The sequence below is a fragment of the Pseudomonas lactucae genome (genome assembly GCF_036688725.1).
Taxonomy (GTDB): domain Bacteria; phylum Pseudomonadota; class Gammaproteobacteria; order Pseudomonadales; family Pseudomonadaceae; genus Aquipseudomonas; species Aquipseudomonas lactucae.
Genome location: NZ_JAQQPT010000015.1, coordinates 112,586 through 133,136 on the forward strand (window position 1 = coordinate 112,586; position 20,551 = coordinate 133,136).

A 20,551-nucleotide genomic window follows, 5' to 3' on the forward strand; every position below is an offset into this window, starting at 1 on the left:
CCTCGTCGCTCACTTCCCTGGATGCCCTCATGCAATCACGCCGCCCCGTGCCCGAACAAGCCACACGCCTCGCTGCGCTGCGCGCATTCTGTGACAGCGCGCTGGATGGCTATCCCGCGCTCAGCCGATATGACGCGTTCGAGCTCGATTTCTGGGACGGCATCGACTTCCTGCGCATCGCCGATGACTGGGTCAGGCAGCAGCCCAAGGAGGGACCCAAGGCGCTGGCTGATGGGTTTGTGTTCCCGACCGTCTGGGACGACCTGGAGGATCGCCGCGATCAACAGCGCTACGGCCTGCAATATCGACTCTGCGACGCGTGGATCACCGCGCACCCGGATACCTATGCGCTGGAGCAGATCGGTGCGCGACTGCGGCACATGCTGCAATTTGCCTTCGAGGACAGTGACTATCCCTTGCCCACTGACGAAGATGGCCCTGCCTATTACCGCAGAAGTCTGGACCAGGCCTGGGCTTTTCCTGACGTTCAGGCCTGCCTCAATCGCCTGAGCAATTACCCGCCTGCCCCGGCCTGGCTGACGCTCGCCGAATGGTTGCTGGACGGCAGCTGGAACCGCGAGCAGCCGCCTTCGCCGCCGGATGAAGACACGCGAAAAATCGCCGATGCCTATGTCTACGTGCACCAGGAAATCGAGCGTTTCGCACTGGGCCTGCTGGCCGCGGGCCGCCTCGATTACCCGCGCTTCGTCCGGGCGGCCAATACCTGGGGCCGCGCCATGATGTTCTACGCAGACGACGCCGGGCTGGACAGCGATGATGTGGACATGGATCGGTACGCCGAGGACGCATTCGACGATGATGAGTCAACCGAAAGCGCAGCCCCTGCCGCTGAAGAGTCCGCAGCCGTGCCCCCTGAACTGGCGCGCTTCACCGTGCGTTATGTCGAGGACGCCCTGGCTGGGCTGCCCGAAAACGCCGAGAAGCTGGCGGACACCTTTCGTTCGGTAGAGGTGTATCAGACCCGCTGGTTGCTGCAGTCCCTGGCGGTGATCGAAAGGCTGGGCATGACACCGGATAATTTTGTCGACGGCTTCGGCTATACGGCCGCCGTGCTCGAGCGCTTCCTGGCGCTTCAGACATTGCCCAAGCCCGCATCGGCTGAACTGCTCGCGGCGCTGAACGGTTTTTCCAGGCATACCCTGCTGACCGCCCTGCCCTACGCCGGGCATGCCAGCCGCGTGGTGCTCGACGCGCTCGGTTGGAATGATCTGCAAGCCTTCCAGCGTGAATACCTGAGCATTGCCCTGGCACCGCAGTCCGGCTGGGGCAGTGACCTGCCCAACACACAGGATGAGACCGTGGGTGTGGTGGACCGCTACTTGCTGGACAAGGCGCTGGCCGAGGCCGACCCCGACCACCTGCGCGACTACCTCGCGGCACTCGAACCTTCGCACTGGGCGTTTCCCGAGACGCGTGTACTGCTCGACGCCTACCAGGGCGTCGGCCGAGCAGCGCTGGAAAAGAAACTGACCCGCCATGCACAGGCGTCCATGCGCATCTATGGGGTACTGCCCGTCACGGACGCGGACGACGTACGCCAGCGCTATCTGATGTTCAAGAAACTGCACAAAGAGGTGCGCAAATACGGCGCTGAACGACAAGCCAACTCCCATGCCGCGATACAGGCAGGCCTGGAAAATCTCGCGCGTGTCGCCGGCTATCCCTCGGCGATTCGCCTGGAATGGGCCATGGAAGCGCAGATCGCCGAGTCGGCAGTGACGGCCGCCACGATCGATGGCTATGACGTCAGACTGATCATCGACGGCTTGTCGCCCGCACTGCACGTCGGCAAAGCCGGAAAAACCCTGAAAACCGCACCGCCCGCGATTCGCAAACATCCCGACTTCGTCGCCCTCAAGACCCGGCAAACCCAGCTCAAGGACCAGATCGCGCGCTTCTGCCGCACCCTGGAAGCGATGATGAGCAGCGGCGAAGCCCTGGCGCTGGACGCGCTGAAACCGCTGTTGAACATGCCTGCGGTGCGCCTGCTGCTGGAACAACTGATTGTGCAGGCTGACGACGCTGTGCTGGGTTGGCTCGATGCCGCAACGCTGACGGTGACCGACCTTGAAGGCCGCCCGCACAGCGCAAAAAAACACCTGCGTATTGCTCACCCGTTTCATCTGTTCACGGCGGGCCAACTGTCGGCCTGGCAAAAAGAAGTGGTGACCCAGCGCCGCGTGCAGCCGTTCAAACAGGCCTTTCGCGAGTTGTACCTGCTGACGCCGGCTGAGCAAGACACCGGCCTGTGGTCCAACCGATTTGCCGGCCACCGCCTCAAAGCCAAGGTCGCCGCGCGGTTGCTGCAGGCCCGCGGCTGGTCGACCTCAAGCGTCGAAGACATCTATTACGAGAGCAAGGAGCACGGCATTTACGCGATGTTCAACTTTCTGGACACCGGCCATTACCTCTCGGAAACCGAACACTTTACCTTCGACACGATCGCGTTCTACCGCGACCGTAAAGCCCTGCCGCTTGAGCAGGTTCCGCCGCTGCTGTTTTCGCACGTCATGCGTGACGCCGACCTGCTGGTCTGCGTGGCCCATGCCGCGGACGGTTACAGCACCAGTAACGAAACCCTGCAACGCCGCGCCGAACTGGTCGGCGAGTTGATTCAAGGGCTAGGGCTGCGAAACGTCAAATGTGCAGGGCATTTTCTGTACGTCACCGGCCAGCGTGCGAACTACCGCATTCATCTGGGGAGCGCAGCCATCCATATCGAGCCCGGCAATTACCTGTGCATCGTGCCCGCCGGCAGTGGCTTTACCGAGTTCTACCTGCCGTTCGCCGACACGGACCAGAAAATGGCCGAGGTGCTGAGCAAGATGTTTCTGTTGCTGGACGACCTGAACATCACCGACAGCCTGATATTGGAGCAGATACAGCGCGGCGGCTGATATCGCCGCTCATCACTGATCCGGTGCAGCTTCAAGGGGAATATCCAGGGTAAACGTTGCGCCCTGCCCGGCTCCGTCGCTGTGCACGGTCAAGCGGCCGCCCATTTCCTGCGCGGCGAGGGCACAGCTGTGCAGGCCAAAACCGTGGCCTTCCTTGCGAGTGGTGAAGCCATGCGAAAAGATCCGCGCCAGATGCTCCGGCGTGATCCCGTTGCCGTTATCGGTCACTGAAATACGCAGGACTGATGCGTCAACGAGGCAGGCATCGAGCGTAACGCAGGGGCTGCGATCAGCCACGCCTTCCAACGCATGCTTGGCGTTACTGATCAGGTTCACCAGAATCAGCAACACCCGGTGCCGATCCAGCGGCAGCAAGGGCAAGTCGGCAATCCTCTTGACCAGCGTCACCCCCTGACGCTCCAGCGAACCGGCACTCATGCGCAACGCATCGTCGACTAACCCGGCGACCGAGACTGTCTCCACGACACTGACCGCAACGGCATAGGACTGCTGGGCAGCGACGATGGTCTTGATGTGGTCAATGCCCTTGGTGAGTTGCCCGAGTTCTTCGACAATGCCTTGTTGCTCTGCCGTCACCACCTCCGCCAGCTTGAGCAGGTAGTCGGGCAGCATCTTGCCTTTGGGATCGTTGGCGAGAAAATCGCTCAGGTCATTGACGTGTTCGTTCATCAGTTGAGCGACCTTGCCCAGCCCCTGGACTTTGGAGGTGCGCATCTGGTTGCTGACCAGGTCTGCCGACACGTTCACGCTGTTGAGGACGTTACCAACGTTGTGCAGCACAGCGGTGGCGATTTCGGCCATGCCCGCCTGGCGGGATTTTGCGTGCAGTTCGCTTTGCACCTGGCTCATGCGTAGCGCCGCGCGCACGCGAGCCTTGAGTTCCAGCGGCGAGAAGGGTTTGGCGATGTAGTCATCGGCGCCACTCTCCAGCCCGGAAACGCAGGCATCACTGCCGCCGCGAGCGGTCACCAGGATCACGGGCAAGTGGGCAAAACCGGGGCTGCCTTTGATTCTGGCGGTCAGGCCGAAGCCGTCGAGCAGCGGCATCATCACATCCGAGACAACGACATCGATGGAGCGACGCTGCAGGAGTGCCCAGGCCTGCTCTCCATCCACCGCGGTGGCGACGACATAGTCGTCACGCAAAAGCTCGCTGAGATAGCTGAGCATTTCCGGGCTGTCGTCCACCACCAGCACTTTGGATCGCGCGGCGTGTTCCGGGTGCTGTTCGTCGTCTACGCCTTGCGCCGGACTGCCCTGGCGGCCGTCGTCGAAACGCAGATGGCGCTGCTCGGTCGTGCTCGCTGTGCTCGGTGACGATGGCTCATGCATCGTACTGGCTTCGCTCAGCAAGGCGTTTTGCTCGGCCCCCAGCGGAAGTCGAACGAAGAAGCACGACCCGCGTCCCGGCTCGCTACTGACGCCGACTTCGCCCCCCATCAGTTCGACCAGGTCCTTGACCAGGGCCAGGCCGATGCCTGTGCCGCTGTAATGGCGCGTGGCGGAATTGTCGATCTGGGAAAACCGCTGGAACAGCAACGGCAGTTCCTCAGGCGCAATGCCGATCCCCGAGTCCTGCACCGCCAGTTCAAATCGCTCGCCGTCCAGCGGCGTCACTGCCAGGTGTACGGTGCCGCCAGCGGGCGTGAACTTGATGGCGTTGCTCACCAGGTTGAGCAGAATTTTCTCGAAGTGTCGGGGGTCCAGGAACACCGTGCCGAGCGCGGGATCGATGCTGCAGGTCAAGGTGCACCCCTTGCCCTCGGCCACCATGGCGGCATCCTCGGCCAGCACCCCCACCGCATTGTTCAAGTCGACCAGCGTCGGGCACACCTCGAACTTGCCCGCTTCGGCCTTGGAGAAATCGAGGATGTCGTTGACCCGGTTCATCAAGCGCAGTGCGTTGCGTTGGGCGCGCTCGATTTGCACCCGCCAGTCGGCCGGCACAAGCGTCGCTGCCGACAGCTGCTCCAGGGGGGCGAGAATGAGGGTCAGCGGCGTGCGCAGTTCGTGGCTGACCGTGGCCACGAAATCGCTCTTTGCCTGGTTGGCCGAATCGGCCTGATTGCGCGCCTGGATAAGCTCGATGGCCTGCGCCTCCAGCACCTCGGTCTGGTGATGCAGCGTGTCGGTACGCTCGGCGACCATTCGCTCCAACGAGGCCTGGACCTGCTGTCGTTCGGCCTCGGCCTCGGCCTCCAGCACGCGGATGCGCAGGGCATTCTCCTGGAACACGCGTACCGCGCGGGTCATGATGCCAATCTCGTCGCCGCGTTCGACGCTGGCGATCCCGGTGCGCAGGTCGCCGGCCGCCAGCCGGCGCATGACCGAGGCCAGGGCCACGATAGGCTGCGCAACAAATCGCGAGGTGCTCCAGGCGATGGCGCCGGCCAACAGGATGGCGACCGTGCCCGCAATGATCGTCGCAAGCATGCCGCGGTCATTGTGGACCAAGGCATCGGAGCGCGCCTGACCCGCGAAGCGCGCCACCAACAGGCCGGCACTGCGAGCCTCGTTGCGAACCTGGTCGCGCGCGTCGCTCAAGGCATTGCTTGCCTGGCGGAACCTGGCGAATGCCGCTCGGTAGCCGGCAATCTGATCCTTGACCGTCACCGGCGTCGCATTGGCTTGCGTCCCCACGGACGAAGGGAGCACACGCGCAACACGCGAGAGTTCGTCCAGCAGGGTGCCGACAGCGTCGGCGATCTCGGCCGACGGTGACAGGCGAAACGACAAGGTCTGCGCCTCCAGAGTGGCCACGCGTTCGGCGAAACGCTTGGATAACGCCGCGGCATTGTGCAGCAATCCGGTGGCGGCCTGAATGTCGCTTGCGTCATGGGCAACCTGCCCATCCACATCCCCCAACTGTGCTTCGAGACGCTCGGCCACATCCCCGACAGCGGCGAGCTGCCGCAACGCCTCGCCCCCGCGCAGCTTGGGCGCCTCGCCAAGGTGCTCCACCGCCAGGCCGGCCGCAGTGATCGCCGCGGCCAACTGGTCCAGGTTCTCTTTTGCATCCGCCGTTCCCATCACCTCGCGCAATTGTTCGACCACCGGCTGAAGTGCCGCGCAGGCGTTGCGCGCCGCAGTGGCGGCCGTTCCATCACCGCTCAGCAGCATCCTGGCCACATTGGCGGTGATGATCCGCTCGCCGTTGCGCAGCACATCCAGCATGCGGTGGGCACTTTCGATGTTGCTCACCCGAGCCTGGTGTTCAGCCGCACGGGTGTCGAGGTCCTTGAGCCCATCGGCAATGCCTTGTTCGATGAGGGTCGTCGCCTCTCGCATCCGGCTATGGTGGGTGGTCATGTTCTCCGTTTCACCATCCATGGTCAGGGTCGCCGTGCGCAGGGCCGCGATCGCCGAGGCAAGCCGTTCCAGGCTGCCTTTGAGCGATTGCGCCTCTGCCACCGGAATGGCGGTCAGGCCGGCGATAGCCGTCGCCACCATGCCTTCGGCCTGGGACAGGCTTTCCTGGTCGCGCGTGGCAATGAAGTTCTCCACCCGCCCGGTGGCGCCGTTGACCGACGCCAGGATCTCCGCGGAATGACTGGCCGAATCCACCGCGCGCACCATGCCGCGCAGCCCGTAGAGGTTCACGAGCGACACCGCCAGCATCAGGAACACCAGTGCGGCGACCGCCAGGCCGATCTTGACGGCAATGGGCCGGTCCCTGGCGGTTTTGAATGTCAGCATGGCCCTTGCTCCCCAACCGCCACTACTGTTTCTTGACCTCCGGCACAGGCGCCGGCGGCGCCGTATGATTGTTGGCCGCGTCGATCATCGCCACAACGGAAGCCTGGCTGTAGAAAGGATTGGCGGCGCCGCCCACCGGCATCGTGGCAAGCCAAGTGTCCAGGTCTTTGGCATCGATGCGCACCAGCGGCACTTCAACGAACTTCGGGACCCGTTTGCCCGCCAGAATCTGTTGGGCCACCCAAAACCCCACTTGGGAGACGCTTGGCGAAGCGGAAACGGAGACGGTCTCGTAGCCATTGGCCTCGCGTTCCTGTTTCCACAGGGCGAGTTCATCCTGACGGTTGCCCATCACGATGATCGGCAATGGGCGTCCCGCCGCTTTGAACGCCATGGCCGCCCCATAACCGTCGCCCCCTTGGGTGGCAACGGCATCGATGACGGGCAACGACGGCAACGCCAGCGACACCTCCTTGCGTGCGACGGCCCCCGTCCAGTTGCCGTATACGGTCTTGGCGAACCTCAGGCCCGGATAGTCGCTGGCGGCCTTGCGAATGCCGTCGCTGATGTTTTTATCGGTGGCATCACCCGCAATGCCGCGGATCTCCAGCAGCGTTCCGTTGCCTTTGAGGCGCTCGGCGATATAGTCGATTTCCACGCGGCCCATGGCGGACCAGTTGTAGTCCACGGTATAGACGCAGCCTTCGGTGACCTTGCTGGCCATCACCACCACCACGATGCCGGCGTTGCAGGCATCGCGGATCACCCCATCGAGGGCCGTGTCGGACGCAGCCAGGACAACGATGGCATCGACGCCCTTGACGATCATGTCCTGGATATGAGCCGCCTGTTCCGACGCCGAGTTATTGGCGCTGACCACCGGAGCCTCGCGGATCAAGCCCTCCAGTTGCGCTTGCTGCGCAATTTCCTGCCAGTTGCGCACCATCACTTTGCGAAAATCGCTGCCCGCGTAGGAGTTACTGAAGGCGATGCTATAGCTCGCGGCAGGGCCACCGGCGATACTGCCGTCGGCAGCCTGGGCAGGATTGGCGGCCACCATTACCAGCCCGCTCAGGCAGGCGGCGAAGCGCCACAGGCTCGGCCTGCACGTGCCCACAACCTGTCGATGAAGCCATTGCGGCACTGCCGGACAACATTGAGATCCAGACACATACGGCTCCTTTCCTTGGCGGGCGACAATTGAAACCACGACATGGCTTGCATTTGGCAATGAGCATAGTCTCAATGTGCCAGCTGCGCGCGCGATCATGGCGGATTTCAGTCGATTGTGTGGAACTCGCCAATGTGGGAGGGGCGGTGCGACGACTCGAGTTGCTCCCGGCCGGGCAGACTCATTTACCGCCCGTCACATCCAGGAATGTTCCCGTCACGAAGGATGCCTGTTCGCTGGCCAGCCATAGAATGGCGCGCGCCACTTCCTCCGGCTGACCACCGCGGCCCATGGGGATCGAGTCCTTGACGCGATCGACACGCCCCGGCTCGCCGCCGCTGGCATGCATGTCGGTGTAGATGTGCCCTGGGCGAACACAGTTGACGCGTATGCCTTCCCGCGCCACCTCCTTGGCGAACCCGATTGTAAACGTCTCCAAGGCACCTTTTGAGGCTGCATAGTCGACGTATTCGTTGGGGCTGCCGAGGCGCGCCGAGGCCGAAGAGACGTTGATCACCGCACCGCCCGGGCCGTTATGCCGGTAAGCCATGCGCTTCACCGCCTGCTGGGCACAGAGTATCGGACCGATAGCGTTGACCGCGAAAATGCGCTGCATGCGCTCGAAGCCGAGGTCTTCCAGACGTGACTGCGTCTCCAGCACCCCGGCATTATTGACCAGCACGTCGATTCGCCCGAACGTACGGTCGATGGCCGCGAACAAATCGGCGACATGCCGAGGGTCCGCACTGTCGGCGCGCATGGCCAAAGCCTTGCGCCCTAACGCTTGCACCTGCGCCGCCACTGCCAGCGCCGCGGGTTCGTTGGCAACGTAGCTGATCGCCACGTCATAGCCGTTTGCGGCGGCTAACCGGGCGGTTGCCGCCCCCACTCCGCGACTGCCGCCGGTGATCAGAATCAGCGGTACCTGCGAGACATTACCCATTGAAAAGACTCCCTGAGCCGTTGGCCGTGTCAGCCGATGAGAAGCGTGCCGCTGACGATCACGACGCACGCCAGAATCCGGCGGACGGTGAGCGTCTCGCCGAGGAACAGATAGCCGATCAACACCGCAAACAGCACGCTGGTTTCGCGCAAGGCCGATACCGCACCCAACGGCGCTTCGTTCATGGCGTAGATCACCACGCCATAGGCGAGCAAAGAAACGAGCCCACCCACCACGGCGGAGACTGTTCCAGGCCGCACGCAGAACAGGCTGCGGGCGTCGCGCAGGCCGATGTAAACCACCGGCATCAGCACACCCCACAAGGCGCACATCCACACCGTGTAGGCAAGCGGTGCACCGGAGAGCCTGGCGCCGATACCATCGACGACACTGTACGCTGCGATGAAGACGCCCGTGCCCAGCGCGAAAGGCAGGCTGGGAACCGACAGGCTGCGCCCCCTGAAGGCCAGCGAAATAATTCCGCCCGATACCAGCGCAATACCGAGCAACTCGCCCGGAGCGATGCGTTCCCCGGCAAAAGCCGCAGCCCCGAGGGTGATCAGCACTGGCGACGATCCACGCGAAATCGGATAGATCTGCCCCAGGTCGCCGACCCGGTAGCTGCGCACCAGGAACAGGTTGTAGCCGACATGCAACAACCCCGACAGCAACGCATAGCCCCAGCTTTCAGGCGCAGGGCGCACCATGAACGTGGCGGCGAGGACACAGGTAACGGCGATGGCGATGCACATCACCGTCATCGACCATAACCGGTCCGCACCGCCGCGCAGCAGCGCATTCCAACTGGCGTGTAGCAGCGCGGCAAACAGGACGAGAACCACGAGATGAATAGGCATACGCCACTTTAGGCAACCCCGCGCCCGGACGACAGCGAAGTCTCTTCATTGCAGCATGAGCGAATGCTCATGGATCACTGATCTGCTTGTTGGACTTTCAGCGCCTCGCCGACCAACCATCGACGAAAGCGTGCGATGTGCGGCTGCGATTCGATGCCCTTGGGGCACACGAAATAGTAGGCAAGCGGCGACTGGAACTGCACATCGAACAGCCGCACCAGACGGCCATCGCTGATTTCGTTCTCGACATGCCCGCTGCGCACCAACGCCACGCCCTGGCCGAGCAAGGCGGCCTCAACCGTCATGTTGGTATCGCCAAACCTGACGCTTTCCCTGAGCGGCGAAAATGCCAGGCCGACCGCTTCAAACCACACCTCCCATTTCGGCGCCAGCTCGGCGCCATCCCGGATCAGCAGCGGTAAACGCAACAACTCGGTGGGGCTGCCCGGTGTTCCAACGCGCTGCAGCAGCTCGGGACTGGCCACGGGAAACACCTGTTCGCCAAACAGGAACTCCGAGTACAGCCCTGGGTAGTTGCCTTTGCCGAGTCGGATCGCGACATCGGCCTGAGCGTCGGAGAAGTGGATGACTGCGTCCGTGGTATCCAGCGAGACCAGCAGCTCGGGATGCTGGCGAGAAAGACTCGGCAAGCGTGGCAGCAGCCATTTCAGCGCGAAGGAATAGGTGGTGCTGACGCTGAGTCGAACCCGGCCTTTTTGCTCGCGCAGGTCGCCCAAGGTCGCCTCCAGGCTCATGAAAAACTCTCGCACGATGGGCGCCAGCGTAGCCCCCGCTGCCGTGAGGCGTAACGCCCTGCCCCGTTCGAACAACTGCAACCCCCACAGCGCCTCGAGATGCCTGAGCTGGTGGCTGACCGCGCTCTGCGTCACATGCAGCTCCTGCGCCGCAGCGGTAAAGGTCGGGTGCCGCGTGGCGACTTCAAAAGCGCGCAACGTGGCGGTGGGTGGCAGGTCTCTCATAGGCGGGGCGTCCGGCGAGTGGTCGGGAAAAGCGCAGCATGAAGATTGGCTCATGTTAGAGCCAAATTCGTTGGCGATCACCTTCGTCGGCTGAAACACAAGGAATCGGCATGGAGAAGCTTGGGCATCTACACCGCTTTTCGAGACCGCGATGAGTCTGTGGCGAGGGGGCTTGCTCCCGATATAGGTGGGTCAGTGACAGATGTATCTGACACGCCCTCATCGGGAGCAAGCCCCCTCCCACAGGAAGAAGTTTCAGCTTTTTGAAATTGTAGATATTCATGCACGAAGAAGCCTGTCGTCCTACGGTACAAGGGAATGCACAGTGTTCGCGTATGCCTCCAGCAACCGCGCCAGGTCCTGGTAACAGGCCGCCAAATGATGCGCCCCAAGCCTTTCCATCGACCTTGCCGTACGGCGTGCCTGCACAGCGCCGATCGCCGGGTCATAAGCAAAACGAGCAATCCGCCGGGCGCCGGTTTGTGCGCATTGGGCGACGGGCGAACCCGGGGCAATGCGGCTCGCTTTACGCTGTAGCCGGCTCAATTGCTTGCTCAGTTGCAACGACAGGTATCCCGTCTGCTCAGCGTGCGGGTTATCCGCGCCAAGCGCACTCTTCAGCGCGACGATCCGGTGTTGTTGCGTTGCCTGCCACTTAAGGTGATCGACAGTGCTCGCCTGGCGAAGTAGCCGGCGTGTGTGCTGGTGGAGTGAATCTTTCAAGGCCCGAACGTGTTTAGCCGGATCTTTCGGCAATATCTGAAATGCCAGCAGGCAGATAAGCATGGCAACGATCCAGGCCAGCGCCTGATTGGCGAAGCCGGCGAAATCGTAGAGGGCGGTATCGCCAGTGCTTACCAAGGTGTTGAACCCGATCAGGTAGGCAATTCCTTGCAGACCGTAGCGCGGTTGGCTGGTGGCATGGATTCCGAACGACCAGAACGCCGCCAGTACCAGGAATAACAGAGGGAAACCGTTGATCTGAGGCATCACCAGGAACTTGCACAGCACCGCCGCCAACATGGCATAGAGCGTGCCCCGTATGAAGCCGGCGATACCCTGGGCAGGCGCGGGGGCCGTCGCCAACAATGTGCAGCACGGGCCCACGACCGCCAGTAGCGTGGGCCCTTGATCCCAACCGCTGACGTACCAGAGTGTGCCGGCGGCCAGCGTGGCGAGCAGTGCCCTGACGCCGTTTCGCGCGGCATCGACGTAGTTGCGGTGATACCCCACGGCACGCACGCGCTTTGGGCGAGGCTGATCAAGGCTGGAGAAATTCAACAAGGCCTCACTCAGGTCCGTCAACTGTTCCTCCAGGCGTTCGCTGAACACGTGCGAATGCACGGATGAGTCAGCAGGTTCACGCGCCCTGCGACACAGTTGCTCCACCGTATCGGCAGCGGCGAGAAAGTCGCCGCGTGTGTCGGGCATCCGCTCGCTCAATTGTCGCAACGCGGTGCTTATTTGAGCCAGCGACGTGGGATCGAAGCCGGAGTGTGGCTCGTCCAGGCGCATGTCGAGTACAACGGATTGCAGATGCGCCAGACCTGCCTGAATCGCCAATTGCCGGGAGCGAATCAGCGCCGACTCCCCGCGTGCGAGTCCCAGTTGGTCATCCACCTTGGCGATATCCATCGCGAGCGCATGACGTTGCCTCGCCAGCCCCACAGGCTGCTCGCCGGCGAGTTGGGCAGCGAGCAGCCCCACGCTACGGGCACAGACATCGACAAGCGAGCTTCGAACTTTATGCGCCATCGTTCTGGAGCTGAACAGCGTGACGACCAGGCTCAAGCTCAACACGCCAAGCGCCACCGCCGTGCCCCGCGTGATGAGGTGGTCGAACGCCTGCTCAGGCGCGACGATGGCTGGCCCCAACGCCAGGCACACCGTATAACCCGCCACCACTGCCGCCGTGGCCTGGTAATGGCGCAACACGGTCATTGCACCGACACACAGGCCCAGCCACACGCCGATGCCCAGTATGAACAACAGCATCTGTTGCGCGAACAGCCCTGTCAGCACGAACGCCGCACCCAGGCCGATCAAAGTACCCAGCATCCGGTAGACGCCCTTGCCGCGAACCGCGCCCTGAATCGGCTGCACCAGCAGCAACACGGTAGATGCGCCCGAAAACGGAGCGTCCAGGTGCAGTTGGAAGCCGAGCCACAGCGCCAGACCCGCCGCCACGATACAACGCAGTACGTAGGCGAAGGTGGCGGGTGTCCAGGGTCGGGGAATCGCCGCGAAAAGGCGTGTCGACAGCCGCGTCATCACATGAACGCCTGCAGCCATTGGGTAAGCCGCCAGCGCGGCGCGGCGTTCGGCTGCGTCACTTCGACACTGGCGGTCATGCCCGCCGCCAACGCCACCCCGTCCGGCACCTTGTCCAACTCGATGCGCACAGGTACGCGCTGTGCCAACCGAATCCAACTGAAGGTCGGGCTCACCTGAGGCAAACCGCTGTCGTTGCGCAATTCATTGGTGTCGGCGATCCCCCGGCCCATGCTTGCCACATGCCCTTGCAGCAGTGGGGCAAACCCCATCAGCTTGATCGAGACCGGTGCGCCGATGCGCACCTGCGCCAGCTTGGTCTCCTCAAAATAACCCGTGATCCAGAAACTATGTGCATCGACCACGAACAGGTTGGTAGTGCCCGCCTGCGCGTAGTCACCGGGCTGCAGGCGCAGTTGAGTGACATAGCCATCCACCGGCGAACGCACCGTCGTGCGGTCCAGATCCAGTTGCGCCTGGGCCAGTTGGCTGGCTGCCGCGTCCAGGCGCGCCTGGGCCACCGCCAGGTCGCGCGCTGCGTTGTCAATTTCCTCCTGGGCGATGGCGCCGGCCAACAGGGTTCGTCGCTTGAATTGCGCACGGCGTTGCTCGAACACACTGCGCACCTCGGCGAACTCTGCGGCGCGCTGCTGCACGGCCAGTCGATAGGCGCGTGCATCGATGCGGTACAGCAAATCGCCCTTTGCCACCCACTGGTTGTCAGTGGCCGACAACTGATCGATCTGGCCGCAAACCTGCGGCGCAATACGGATGACCTGCACACTCACCCGTGCGTCCCGCGTCCAGGGCGCCAGGACATACGCTCGCCACAGTTGCAGGCAGAACACTAGGGCCAGCGCCCCCAGCGCCAGGGTGGCGACAGGTTTGAGGAGTTTGACGATAGACATGCCCACAGCCTCGCTCAGCAATTGACAACCATCGCCGACACGACGATGAGCGACACAAAAAACCGCGCCAGCGCTGGGTGCCACGCGCCGTCCAGCCAGCGGCGTGCCAGGCGCTCGATGAGGATGTAGACCAAGGCCGATACGCCCAGGTAGATCAACAAGGGGGGAAAGTAGAGGTTGGCAATGGCGATTTCGCTGAGCATGGCAAGTACCGGGTTCGGAGGGTTCGAGCATTCGCCCGCATCCTGAAAGGGGCTTGTTGACGATGCTAAGGAATTACCCGTGCTGCCGATATTGAGCACACTGCCAAAATATAATCAAATCCAGACAACCCTCGATGGCACCCCATGGCCGAACTCCAGCACTTACCCGTCGATCAGTTCGAGTACGACAACCTGTCCCAACCCGCCGTAGCGCTGATGCTCGCCCCCCAGCGCAACGACAGCGAGTCCGCCGTACACACGCACCGCAAAGGGCAACTGGTCGTGGCTTACTGCGGCGGCATCGTGTGTACGGGAGAAGATGGCGTGTGGATGGTACCGTCAGGGTTCGGCGTGTGGATCCCAGGGGGCGTCGCCCATAGCAACCGCGTCACGGCTAACGGGCAAGTGTGTTTTTTGTTCGTCGAACCCGGCGCCGCGTCACTGCCGGATCGCTGCTGCACGCTGGCGCTGTCGCCACTGATCCTCGAGCTCATCCTCCACCTGAGCGGCCAGGCCCAGGATTACCCCGCGAATTCGCGCACTGCGCGGTTGACCAACGTGCTGCTGGAAGAACTTGAACTGGCCCCCACGGAACAGCTTTACCTGCCGTTGCCCGTATCAACCCCACTGCGCACCATCGCCCGGGCGTTGGCACAAGACCCTTCCAACCGCGCCACCATGGCGAGCTGGGCACGGCACGTGGCCATGAGTGAACGTTCGCTGGCCCGCCTGATAAAAGGCGAAACCGGCCTGACCTTCGGCCAGTGGCGCAAGCAATGGCAGATCATTGTCGCGTTGCAAAGCCTGGCCGAGGGGCAGTCGGTGCAGCGAACCGCCGAGACGCTCGGCTATGAGTCAGTCAGCTCGTTCATCAGCATGTTTCGCAAGACACTGGGCACCTCGCCAGCGCGCTACCTGCGCGAAACCACACGACGCCAGCCTTGATTTAGCTACAATCCCATAGGTTTTTCGCCAAGGTAGCGCTGTATGGGTATCGCATTATTTCGCGGGCGTTTTACGCGCTTGAACAAACGCCTGCGCCAGGAAGCACAGAATCATCCCGAGACGTGGTCACAGATGCTGGTGTTGAGTGCCATCGATCAAATGGACGGCATGGCAACGCCGTCGAAAATCGCCGAAGCAGAAAACATCCGCTCGTCCAACCTCGCCGCCCTGTTGAAGGATCTCGAAGCGCGCGACTTGATCACCCGGACACCGGACACCGAGGATCGCCGGCGCACCTGGATCGGCCTGTCCGACCAAGGCCGCCGCGTATTGCAGGCAAGCCGCAAGCGCCGTGATGAGTGGCTGGCTGAAGCCGTCGACGCCTGCCTGACAGCCACTGAACGCAAGCAGCTGGAGGCCGCCGGGCTGCTGATGGACAAGCTCAGCCAGTACGGCCGCTACGAAGAGCGCTGAACGCGCCCGGCCTCGGCCAGTTGTTCGCACATCCGGTCGGCCGTGGCGTGGGTACGCTCGAACTGCAACGGCGTCGCGGTGATGTGACCGGCGAGATTTTCCGCGGTTTCCGTGCCCGGCTCATCAGGCCGTGGGTGGCGCTGCAATTGAAGCCAATGGTATTCCAGGCCGCGTGGGTCGTTCTCCGAGCGCACCGACACCCCGTCCAAACGCCCCCTGCCCTGGCGGGTTATTTTCAGCGGACGTACGGCACCCGGCGCGCAACTCGGAAAATTGACGTTCAGGCAAACGTCCTGCGGCCAGTCCAGCGCCATCAGTTGCTCAACCGTGTACGCACCGTGGTTGAGGGCGTTTTCCCAAGGCACGGCGGTGCGGTCGGTAAACGCCTGGCTCAGTGCGATAGACGGGATACCGAACAGCAACCCGGTCATCGCCGCGCCGACGGTGCCCGAGAACACCGTTTCGGTGCCCAGGTTCGCGCCACGATTGACGCCGGATAAAATCAGGTCCGGCTTGTCGTGGTTGAGCAGATGCCCCAGCGCCACGGCAATGCAATCGCCCGGCGTGCCGGTCACCGCAAACCGGCGGGTGCCGTGGCAGCTCAGCCGCAGAGGAGCGTGTAGGCTCAATGAATGAGAGGTGCCGCTTTGATCAAGCAAGGGCGCGACGACCCAGACTTCATTCGCCAGTTGGCAGGCGATGCGTTCCAGCACCTTGAGCCCGGGCGCATCGATGCCGTCGTCATTGGTCAGAAGAATTCGCTCGAATCGATGATCACCGTTCGCCATGGCCGTGCCCCGTCAATGCAGGCGCTCGGATGAGCGCCGTCGACGGCATAATTACCTATATTTAAATAGTTATCTAGCCATAGATATAAACCCGAAAACCACGGCGAAAACTACAGCGGAAACTCCGCCCGGATCAAGGTGCCCCCCTCGGCGCGGTTAATGGCGGTAATGGCTCCGCCATGGGCCTGGCAGATCGCGCGGGCAATGGACAAGCCCAGCCCGCTGCCGCCCGAATAACGCGCCCTGGAGCGCTCCGCCCGCCAGAAGCGGTCAAATACGCTGTCCAGGTGCTGTGCCTCGATCCCTGGACCACGGTCACCGATTTCAATCACCACGCGGTCTTCGACCCGAAGCGCCATCACGCTTAATTCGCCCCCCCCCGCAGCGTAACGCAACAGGTTGTCCACCAGGATATTGATCACCTGGCCCAGGCGATCACGATCGGCATGCAGGCGAAACCCATCGGCAATACTGACTTGCGTGCGCACGCCGGCCTCATCCAGTTGCGGCTGGAACCAGGCCAGCCGTTCGGCGATCAGGACCGCCAGGGGAAAATCGCTGCGCTCCAGCACCAGTCGGCCGGCCCGGGCCATCGACAGCAGGTGCAGGTCATCCACCAGTTTGCGCAGCTGATCGAGCTGACGCTTGACCATGCCCAGCTGTGCGGCATCGCTGGGGAACACCTCATCGAGCATGCCCTGCACCCGGCCCATGGCTGCATTCAAGGGCGTGCGCAGTTCGTGGGCGATGACCGCGCTGGACTCACGCACATCGCGCTCATAACGCTCCAGCTGGGTGGTCATACTGTTGAAGTCGCTGATCAGCCGCTGCATCTCGTCGGGTGCGTCGCGGTGAACCGGCAGGCGTGTCAGGAAATCACCGCCGGCGACCCGCCGTGCGCCCTGGGCAATCGCCGAGAACTGGCTGGACAAGGGGCGCGAAAACCACAAGCCACAGACGATGATGATCGGGATGGCCGCCAGCACCAGGCACGCCAGAATCAGCCAGTCGCGATTGGCGATGTCCGGCTGGAAGAATTCCACCGGATAGTATTCGGCAACCAGTTGGCGCAGGCGTTTTTCGTTGAGCTGCGGCTCGGCGCGCAACTGCAGCAACTCCTCGCGCGCCGCCGGCGGCAGGTGCTGCAAAAAGTAGCGGTCCGACAGCCTGAAGTTGATCCACATGCAGATAGCGATCACCACCACCGCGCCAATCGCCAACAGGCTCATGCGCATGCCGACCCAGCGCCACAAGGGTTTGTCGTTGATCCGTGATTTCTCAAGCATGCGGCTTACCTGAACCGATAGCCAATGGAGCGCACCGTGACCAGTACCCCGGCGATGCCATGAGTTTCCAGCTTGCGCCGCAGGTTGTGCACGTGGGTGTCGACGACACGGGCCAGGGCTTCGCTTTCCGGCAGGCAGATTTCCAGCAGCTCATCACGGGTGAAGGCCTTGGAGGGTGTCTTCAGCAAGGTGACCAACAGTTTGAACTCCGTCGGCGTCAGGTCCAGCAGTTGCGGTGGCGCATCGCGGTGTTCAATGGCCGCCGTAAACGCGATGAGGTCCACTTGCAGGTTTTCATGACGCAGCAACTGCTCCACTGGTTGGCTGCCCGTGGTACGTCGCAACACTGCGTGCACCCGCGCCACCACCTCGCGCGGGCTGTAGGGCTTGACCACATAGTCGTCGGCGCCATAGCGCAAGGCGCCGAGTTTTTCCGGCTCGTCCCCCATGGCCGTGACCATGATCACGGGCGTGTCACTGCTGCGACGCACGGCGGACAACACCTCGGTGCCACTCAAGCGCGGCAGCATCACGTCCAGCAGGATCAGATCGGGTCGCCAACTTTTGTGCAGGTCCAGACCGCGCTGGCCGTCTTCGGCCAGGGCCACCTCAAAACCATCCCGGCGCAGATAGGCTTCGAGAATGTTGGCGCTGTCGGCGTCGTCTTCGACGATGAGGATACGTTTTCCTGACACAAAGAAGCCTCTTGATGAAACCTTGATAATTCACGAACGGTTTATTGAAAGTCCGCGAGCAGTATTGCCCTACGCCCGACTTTCGCGAACCGATCCTATGCCGACCACCGCCCCGCTGTCCAAGCCTATCCAGCTGCCCGAACGCCTCGGCGCGGTTTTGCTGCTGGTCGGCATGCTGACCGGCTGTTCGCTGGCGCCTGCGTACCAGGCCCCCGCGCTGCCGGTGCCGCAGACCCTGCAAGGCGAACCTGTAACGGGCGCGCCCTCCTCCACGACCAACGAGGTAGAGGCGCTGTCCGAGGAAGAGAAACAGCTGCTGACCGGCCTGGACTCATCGGCGCAGTTACCGCAGTGGGTTGAACGCGCCCTGAACTACAATCGCGACTTGCGCCTGGCGCTGCTGCGTGTCGAGCAAGCCCGCGCCCAGTACGGCATTTCCCGCGCCGACCGCTTGCCCACCGTGGCCCTGGGACTGCAACGCAACCGCCAGCATTTGCATGACAAGGCCGCCGACGAACGTTATGGGCAGGACATCGCGGTGGCCTCCGTGGGCATCTCGGATTTCGAGCTGGATTTTTTCGGCCGGGTGCGCAGCCTGTCCGAAGCGGCGCAGCATGACTACCTGGCTACGCGCTACGGCGCTCTCGCCGCGCGCAAGGCGCTGATCGTTGAAGTGGCGCGCCTGTATTTGCAGGAGCGTTTGCAGGCAGGCGTACAGGCCGACACGCAGTCCATGCTCGACAACCAGAACCAGTTGCTGAGCGTTTTCGTCGGCCAGCAAACGCAGGGCCTCATCGCCCAGGACATGGTCGACAGTCAGCGCATGGAAGTGCGGCGTGCCACCCAGCAATGGCAGGACGCAAGCGCCGATCACGCCAGTGCACGGCAGGCGTTGGCGTGGGTCACCGGCTATAAGGCCGCAGCTTCGACCGCTACCGTCACAGACCCGGCGATTGACTTGGACACCCCGCCCTGGCTGATCGAACTCTCGTCCCAGCGGCTGTTGCAGCGCTTTGATGTGCGCCAGTGCGAACAAGCGCTGCGCGCCGCGAATGCCAACATCGGCGCCGCGCGTGCGGCGTTCTTCCCCTCGATCACCTTGAGCACCGGCGCGGGCATCGCCAGCCCGCGCTTGAACACCTTGTTTTCATCCGGCAGCGGCGCCTGGCTGTTCACCCCGCAACTGAACCTGCCGCTGTTCGACGGTGGCCGCAACCAGGCCAACCTGGACCTGGCCACCGCCCGCCAACAGTCCGCCGTCGCCCAATACGAAAAGACCGTGCAGGACGCCTTCCGCGAAATCGCCGACCTGTTGAATCAGCGCCAGCAAGCGTTGGCCAACGCCACCACGCAAATCGATCTGGCGGCGTTGACCGCACTGAAAGCCAAGCGTGTCGAGCAACAGATTGCCGCCGGTGCGGCAGCACGTTCGGAGCACCCGGCGGCGGCGATTCGCCTGACTGAATCGGCCATCGAATTACGCAAGGCCACCTACCAATTGTTGTTCAACCGCCTGGCGCTGTATCGCGCGCTGTCCGGCGCACCGCTATTTTCCTCCACTGAAAGGGTTTCACCATGAACTTGACCACTCCCCCGACCCGTACCGTGCTGTGGGGCGCCGCCTTGATGGCCTGCACCCTCGCGACTTCGGCACAGGCGGCCGACGCCGGCGCGGCAGCCGACAAGACCACCGCCACCCTGGGCCTTGGCATGGGTGTCACGCCGCGCTACATGGGTGCCGACCGTTACCGCGCGCTCGTGCTGCCGATGTTCAGCATCCAGCACGGCGTGCTGTTCGCCGACACCACCCGTGGCGTGGGCCTGCAATTTCAATCCGACAGCGGCTTTGGCGCCAGCGCGGCGATCAACTATGACCTGGGCCGCAAGGAGAAGGACAGCACCAGCCGCCCGGGCGACCGCGAGTTGAACGGCATGGGCGATGTCAACGGCGCCACCGTCGCCGACTTCACCCTCAGCCAACAACTGCTTGACTGGCTGTCGGTCAGCGGCGAAGCCGAACTGCGCATGGCCGGCGAACACCGTGGCAACCGCTACCGCTTCGGCCTGGAAGGCATCCTGTTTCATACCGACAGCGACACCCTGGCCCTGGACCTCGATGCGCACGCCGGCGATGGTCGCTACAACCAGACGTTCTTCGGCGTCACCCAGGCGCAGAGCCAGCGCTCGCTCTACGGAAGATACAACGCCGATGCCGGTATCTACGCCTACTCCGCCGCCTTGAACTGGCAGCACAGCCTGGACGCGCACTGGTCGACACTGGCCAGCCTGACCCTGACCCAGTACGCCGACCAGGCGCGTAACAGCCCGCTGATCCGACGTGAAAGCGCTGGCCTGGGCATGTTCGCCATCAACTACACCTTCTGATAACGAGGCG

Annotated in this window: 16 protein-coding genes and 2 pseudogenes; 5 read left to right on the plus strand and 13 right to left on the minus strand. The window is 63.0% G+C overall.

Features of this window, described 5'->3' with window-relative positions; translation table 11 throughout:
- The first annotated feature begins 29 nt into the window (after positions 1-29).
- Positions 30-2,918 (plus strand): DUF4132 domain-containing protein, encoded by a 2,889-nt coding sequence (locus V6M90_RS18455; RefSeq protein WP_332846914.1) that lies wholly within the window; start codon positions 30-32, stop codon positions 2,916-2,918.
- Between the two features lie 12 nt (positions 2,919-2,930).
- Here the strand turns inward: V6M90_RS18455 and V6M90_RS30220 are convergent, their stop codons facing one another.
- The 10 genes and pseudogenes from V6M90_RS30220 to V6M90_RS18495 all read right to left on the minus strand — a co-directional run bounded on the left by V6M90_RS30220 (position 2,931) and on the right by V6M90_RS18495 (position 13,968).
- On the minus strand, positions 2,931-3,788 hold the full coding sequence (locus V6M90_RS30220; protein ID WP_408637324.1) for a sensor histidine kinase: 858 nt from the start codon (positions 3,786-3,788) through the stop codon (positions 2,931-2,933).
- Positions 3,789-4,271: pseudogene (locus V6M90_RS30225) on the minus strand (response regulator transcription factor); the annotation flags it as partial.
- 51 nt (positions 4,272-4,322) lie between these two features.
- Positions 4,323-6,635: pseudogene (locus tag V6M90_RS30230) on the minus strand (ATP-binding protein); the annotation flags it as partial.
- 22 nt (positions 6,636-6,657) lie between these two features.
- Positions 6,658-7,695, minus strand: coding sequence for an ABC transporter substrate-binding protein (locus tag V6M90_RS18465; protein WP_408637325.1), 1,038 nt, complete (start codon positions 7,693-7,695; stop codon positions 6,658-6,660).
- Positions 7,696-7,987: 292 nt separating this feature from the next.
- Positions 7,988-8,749, minus strand: a complete 762-nt coding sequence (locus V6M90_RS18470) for an SDR family oxidoreductase (RefSeq protein WP_078733153.1) — start codon at positions 8,747-8,749, stop codon at positions 7,988-7,990.
- A 29-nt stretch (positions 8,750-8,778) separates the two neighbouring features.
- Entirely contained in the window at positions 8,779-9,606 is an 828-nt protein-coding gene (locus V6M90_RS18475) for an EamA family transporter (RefSeq protein WP_141063824.1), read from the minus strand.
- 74 nt (positions 9,607-9,680) lie between these two features.
- Positions 9,681-10,586, minus strand: a complete 906-nt coding sequence (gcvA, locus tag V6M90_RS18480; RefSeq protein WP_042944638.1) for a transcriptional regulator GcvA — start codon at positions 10,584-10,586, stop codon at positions 9,681-9,683.
- A gap of 303 nt (positions 10,587-10,889) precedes the next feature.
- Entirely contained in the window at positions 10,890-12,857 is a 1,968-nt protein-coding gene (locus V6M90_RS18485; protein ID WP_332846916.1) for an FUSC family protein, read from the minus strand.
- Positions 12,857-13,765: an efflux RND transporter periplasmic adaptor subunit gene (locus V6M90_RS18490; protein WP_003173782.1), complete on the minus strand. Its 909-nt coding sequence runs from the start codon at positions 13,763-13,765 to the stop codon at positions 12,857-12,859. Before V6M90_RS18490 ends, V6M90_RS18485 begins: the two co-directional genes overlap by 1 nt.
- Before the next feature lie 14 nt (positions 13,766-13,779).
- Positions 13,780-13,968 (minus strand): DUF1656 domain-containing protein, encoded by a 189-nt coding sequence (locus V6M90_RS18495; protein ID WP_003173781.1) that lies wholly within the window; start codon positions 13,966-13,968, stop codon positions 13,780-13,782.
- A gap of 144 nt (positions 13,969-14,112) precedes the next feature.
- On the opposite strand from V6M90_RS18495, the gene V6M90_RS18500 reads away from it, so the two are divergent.
- Together V6M90_RS18500 and V6M90_RS18505 are read left to right on the plus strand one after the other, a co-directional pair.
- A complete protein-coding gene (locus V6M90_RS18500; RefSeq protein WP_305429524.1) occupies positions 14,113-14,913 on the plus strand; it encodes an AraC family transcriptional regulator in 801 nt (266 codons plus the stop codon).
- A 42-nt stretch (positions 14,914-14,955) separates the two neighbouring features.
- Positions 14,956-15,387, plus strand: a complete 432-nt coding sequence (locus V6M90_RS18505) for a MarR family winged helix-turn-helix transcriptional regulator (RefSeq protein ID WP_332846917.1) — start codon at positions 14,956-14,958, stop codon at positions 15,385-15,387.
- Here V6M90_RS18505 and surE read toward each other — a convergent pair.
- From surE to V6M90_RS18520, 3 genes are all read right to left on the minus strand, one after another.
- On the minus strand, positions 15,372-16,175 hold the full coding sequence (surE, locus tag V6M90_RS18510) for a 5'/3'-nucleotidase SurE (RefSeq protein WP_003173778.1): 804 nt from the start codon (positions 16,173-16,175) through the stop codon (positions 15,372-15,374). The genes V6M90_RS18505 and surE overlap by 16 nt on opposite strands.
- Before the next feature lie 110 nt (positions 16,176-16,285).
- Positions 16,286-17,461, minus strand: coding sequence for a sensor histidine kinase (locus tag V6M90_RS18515; protein WP_003173777.1), 1,176 nt, complete (start codon positions 17,459-17,461; stop codon positions 16,286-16,288).
- Between the two features lie 5 nt (positions 17,462-17,466).
- The gene (locus V6M90_RS18520) at positions 17,467-18,156 is read right to left on the minus strand and encodes a response regulator (protein ID WP_003173776.1); all 690 of its coding nucleotides are present in this window, start codon (positions 18,154-18,156) and stop codon (positions 17,467-17,469) included.
- A gap of 97 nt (positions 18,157-18,253) precedes the next feature.
- Between V6M90_RS18520 and V6M90_RS18525 the strand changes: the two genes are divergently transcribed.
- Both V6M90_RS18525 and V6M90_RS18530 read left to right on the plus strand, forming a co-directional pair.
- Complete coding sequence (locus tag V6M90_RS18525; protein ID WP_332846918.1) at positions 18,254-19,735, plus strand: efflux transporter outer membrane subunit; 1,482 nt, start codon at positions 18,254-18,256, stop codon at positions 19,733-19,735.
- Complete coding sequence (locus tag V6M90_RS18530; RefSeq protein WP_003173773.1) at positions 19,732-20,541, plus strand: MipA/OmpV family protein; 810 nt, start codon at positions 19,732-19,734, stop codon at positions 20,539-20,541. Before V6M90_RS18525 ends, V6M90_RS18530 begins: the two co-directional genes overlap by 4 nt.
- Positions 20,542-20,551: the final 10 nt, after the last annotated feature.

What these genes read in the sequence shown, in the direction of transcription:
- V6M90_RS18455 (WP_332846914.1), top strand. Translation starts at nt 30, where the DNA reads ATGCAATCACGCCGCCCCGTGCCCGAACAAGCCACACGCCTCGCTGCG.
- V6M90_RS30220 (WP_408637324.1), bottom strand. Translation starts at nt 3,788, where the DNA reads ATGAGCCAGGTGCAAAGCGAACTGCACGCAAAATCCCGCCAGGCGGGC.
- V6M90_RS18465 (WP_408637325.1), bottom strand. Translation starts at nt 7,695, where the DNA reads ATGGTGGCCGCCAATCCTGCCCAGGCTGCCGACGGCAGTATCGCCGGT.
- V6M90_RS18470 (WP_078733153.1), bottom strand. Translation starts at nt 8,749, where the DNA reads ATGGGTAATGTCTCGCAGGTACCGCTGATTCTGATCACCGGCGGCAGT.
- V6M90_RS18475 (WP_141063824.1), bottom strand. Translation starts at nt 9,606, where the DNA reads ATGCCTATTCATCTCGTGGTTCTCGTCCTGTTTGCCGCGCTGCTACAC.
- gcvA (WP_042944638.1), bottom strand. Translation starts at nt 10,586, where the DNA reads ATGAGAGACCTGCCACCCACCGCCACGTTGCGCGCTTTTGAAGTCGCC.
- V6M90_RS18485 (WP_332846916.1), bottom strand. Translation starts at nt 12,857, where the DNA reads ATGACGCGGCTGTCGACACGCCTTTTCGCGGCGATTCCCCGACCCTGG.
- V6M90_RS18490 (WP_003173782.1), bottom strand. Translation starts at nt 13,765, where the DNA reads ATGTCTATCGTCAAACTCCTCAAACCTGTCGCCACCCTGGCGCTGGGG.
- V6M90_RS18495 (WP_003173781.1), bottom strand. Translation starts at nt 13,968, where the DNA reads ATGCTCAGCGAAATCGCCATTGCCAACCTCTACTTTCCCCCCTTGTTG.
- V6M90_RS18500 (WP_305429524.1), top strand. Translation starts at nt 14,113, where the DNA reads ATGGCCGAACTCCAGCACTTACCCGTCGATCAGTTCGAGTACGACAAC.
- V6M90_RS18505 (WP_332846917.1), top strand. Translation starts at nt 14,956, where the DNA reads ATGGGTATCGCATTATTTCGCGGGCGTTTTACGCGCTTGAACAAACGC.
- surE (WP_003173778.1), bottom strand. Translation starts at nt 16,175, where the DNA reads ATGGCGAACGGTGATCATCGATTCGAGCGAATTCTTCTGACCAATGAC.
- V6M90_RS18515 (WP_003173777.1), bottom strand. Translation starts at nt 17,461, where the DNA reads ATGCTTGAGAAATCACGGATCAACGACAAACCCTTGTGGCGCTGGGTC.
- V6M90_RS18525 (WP_332846918.1), top strand. Translation starts at nt 18,254, where the DNA reads ATGCCGACCACCGCCCCGCTGTCCAAGCCTATCCAGCTGCCCGAACGC.
- V6M90_RS18530 (WP_003173773.1), top strand. Translation starts at nt 19,732, where the DNA reads ATGAACTTGACCACTCCCCCGACCCGTACCGTGCTGTGGGGCGCCGCC.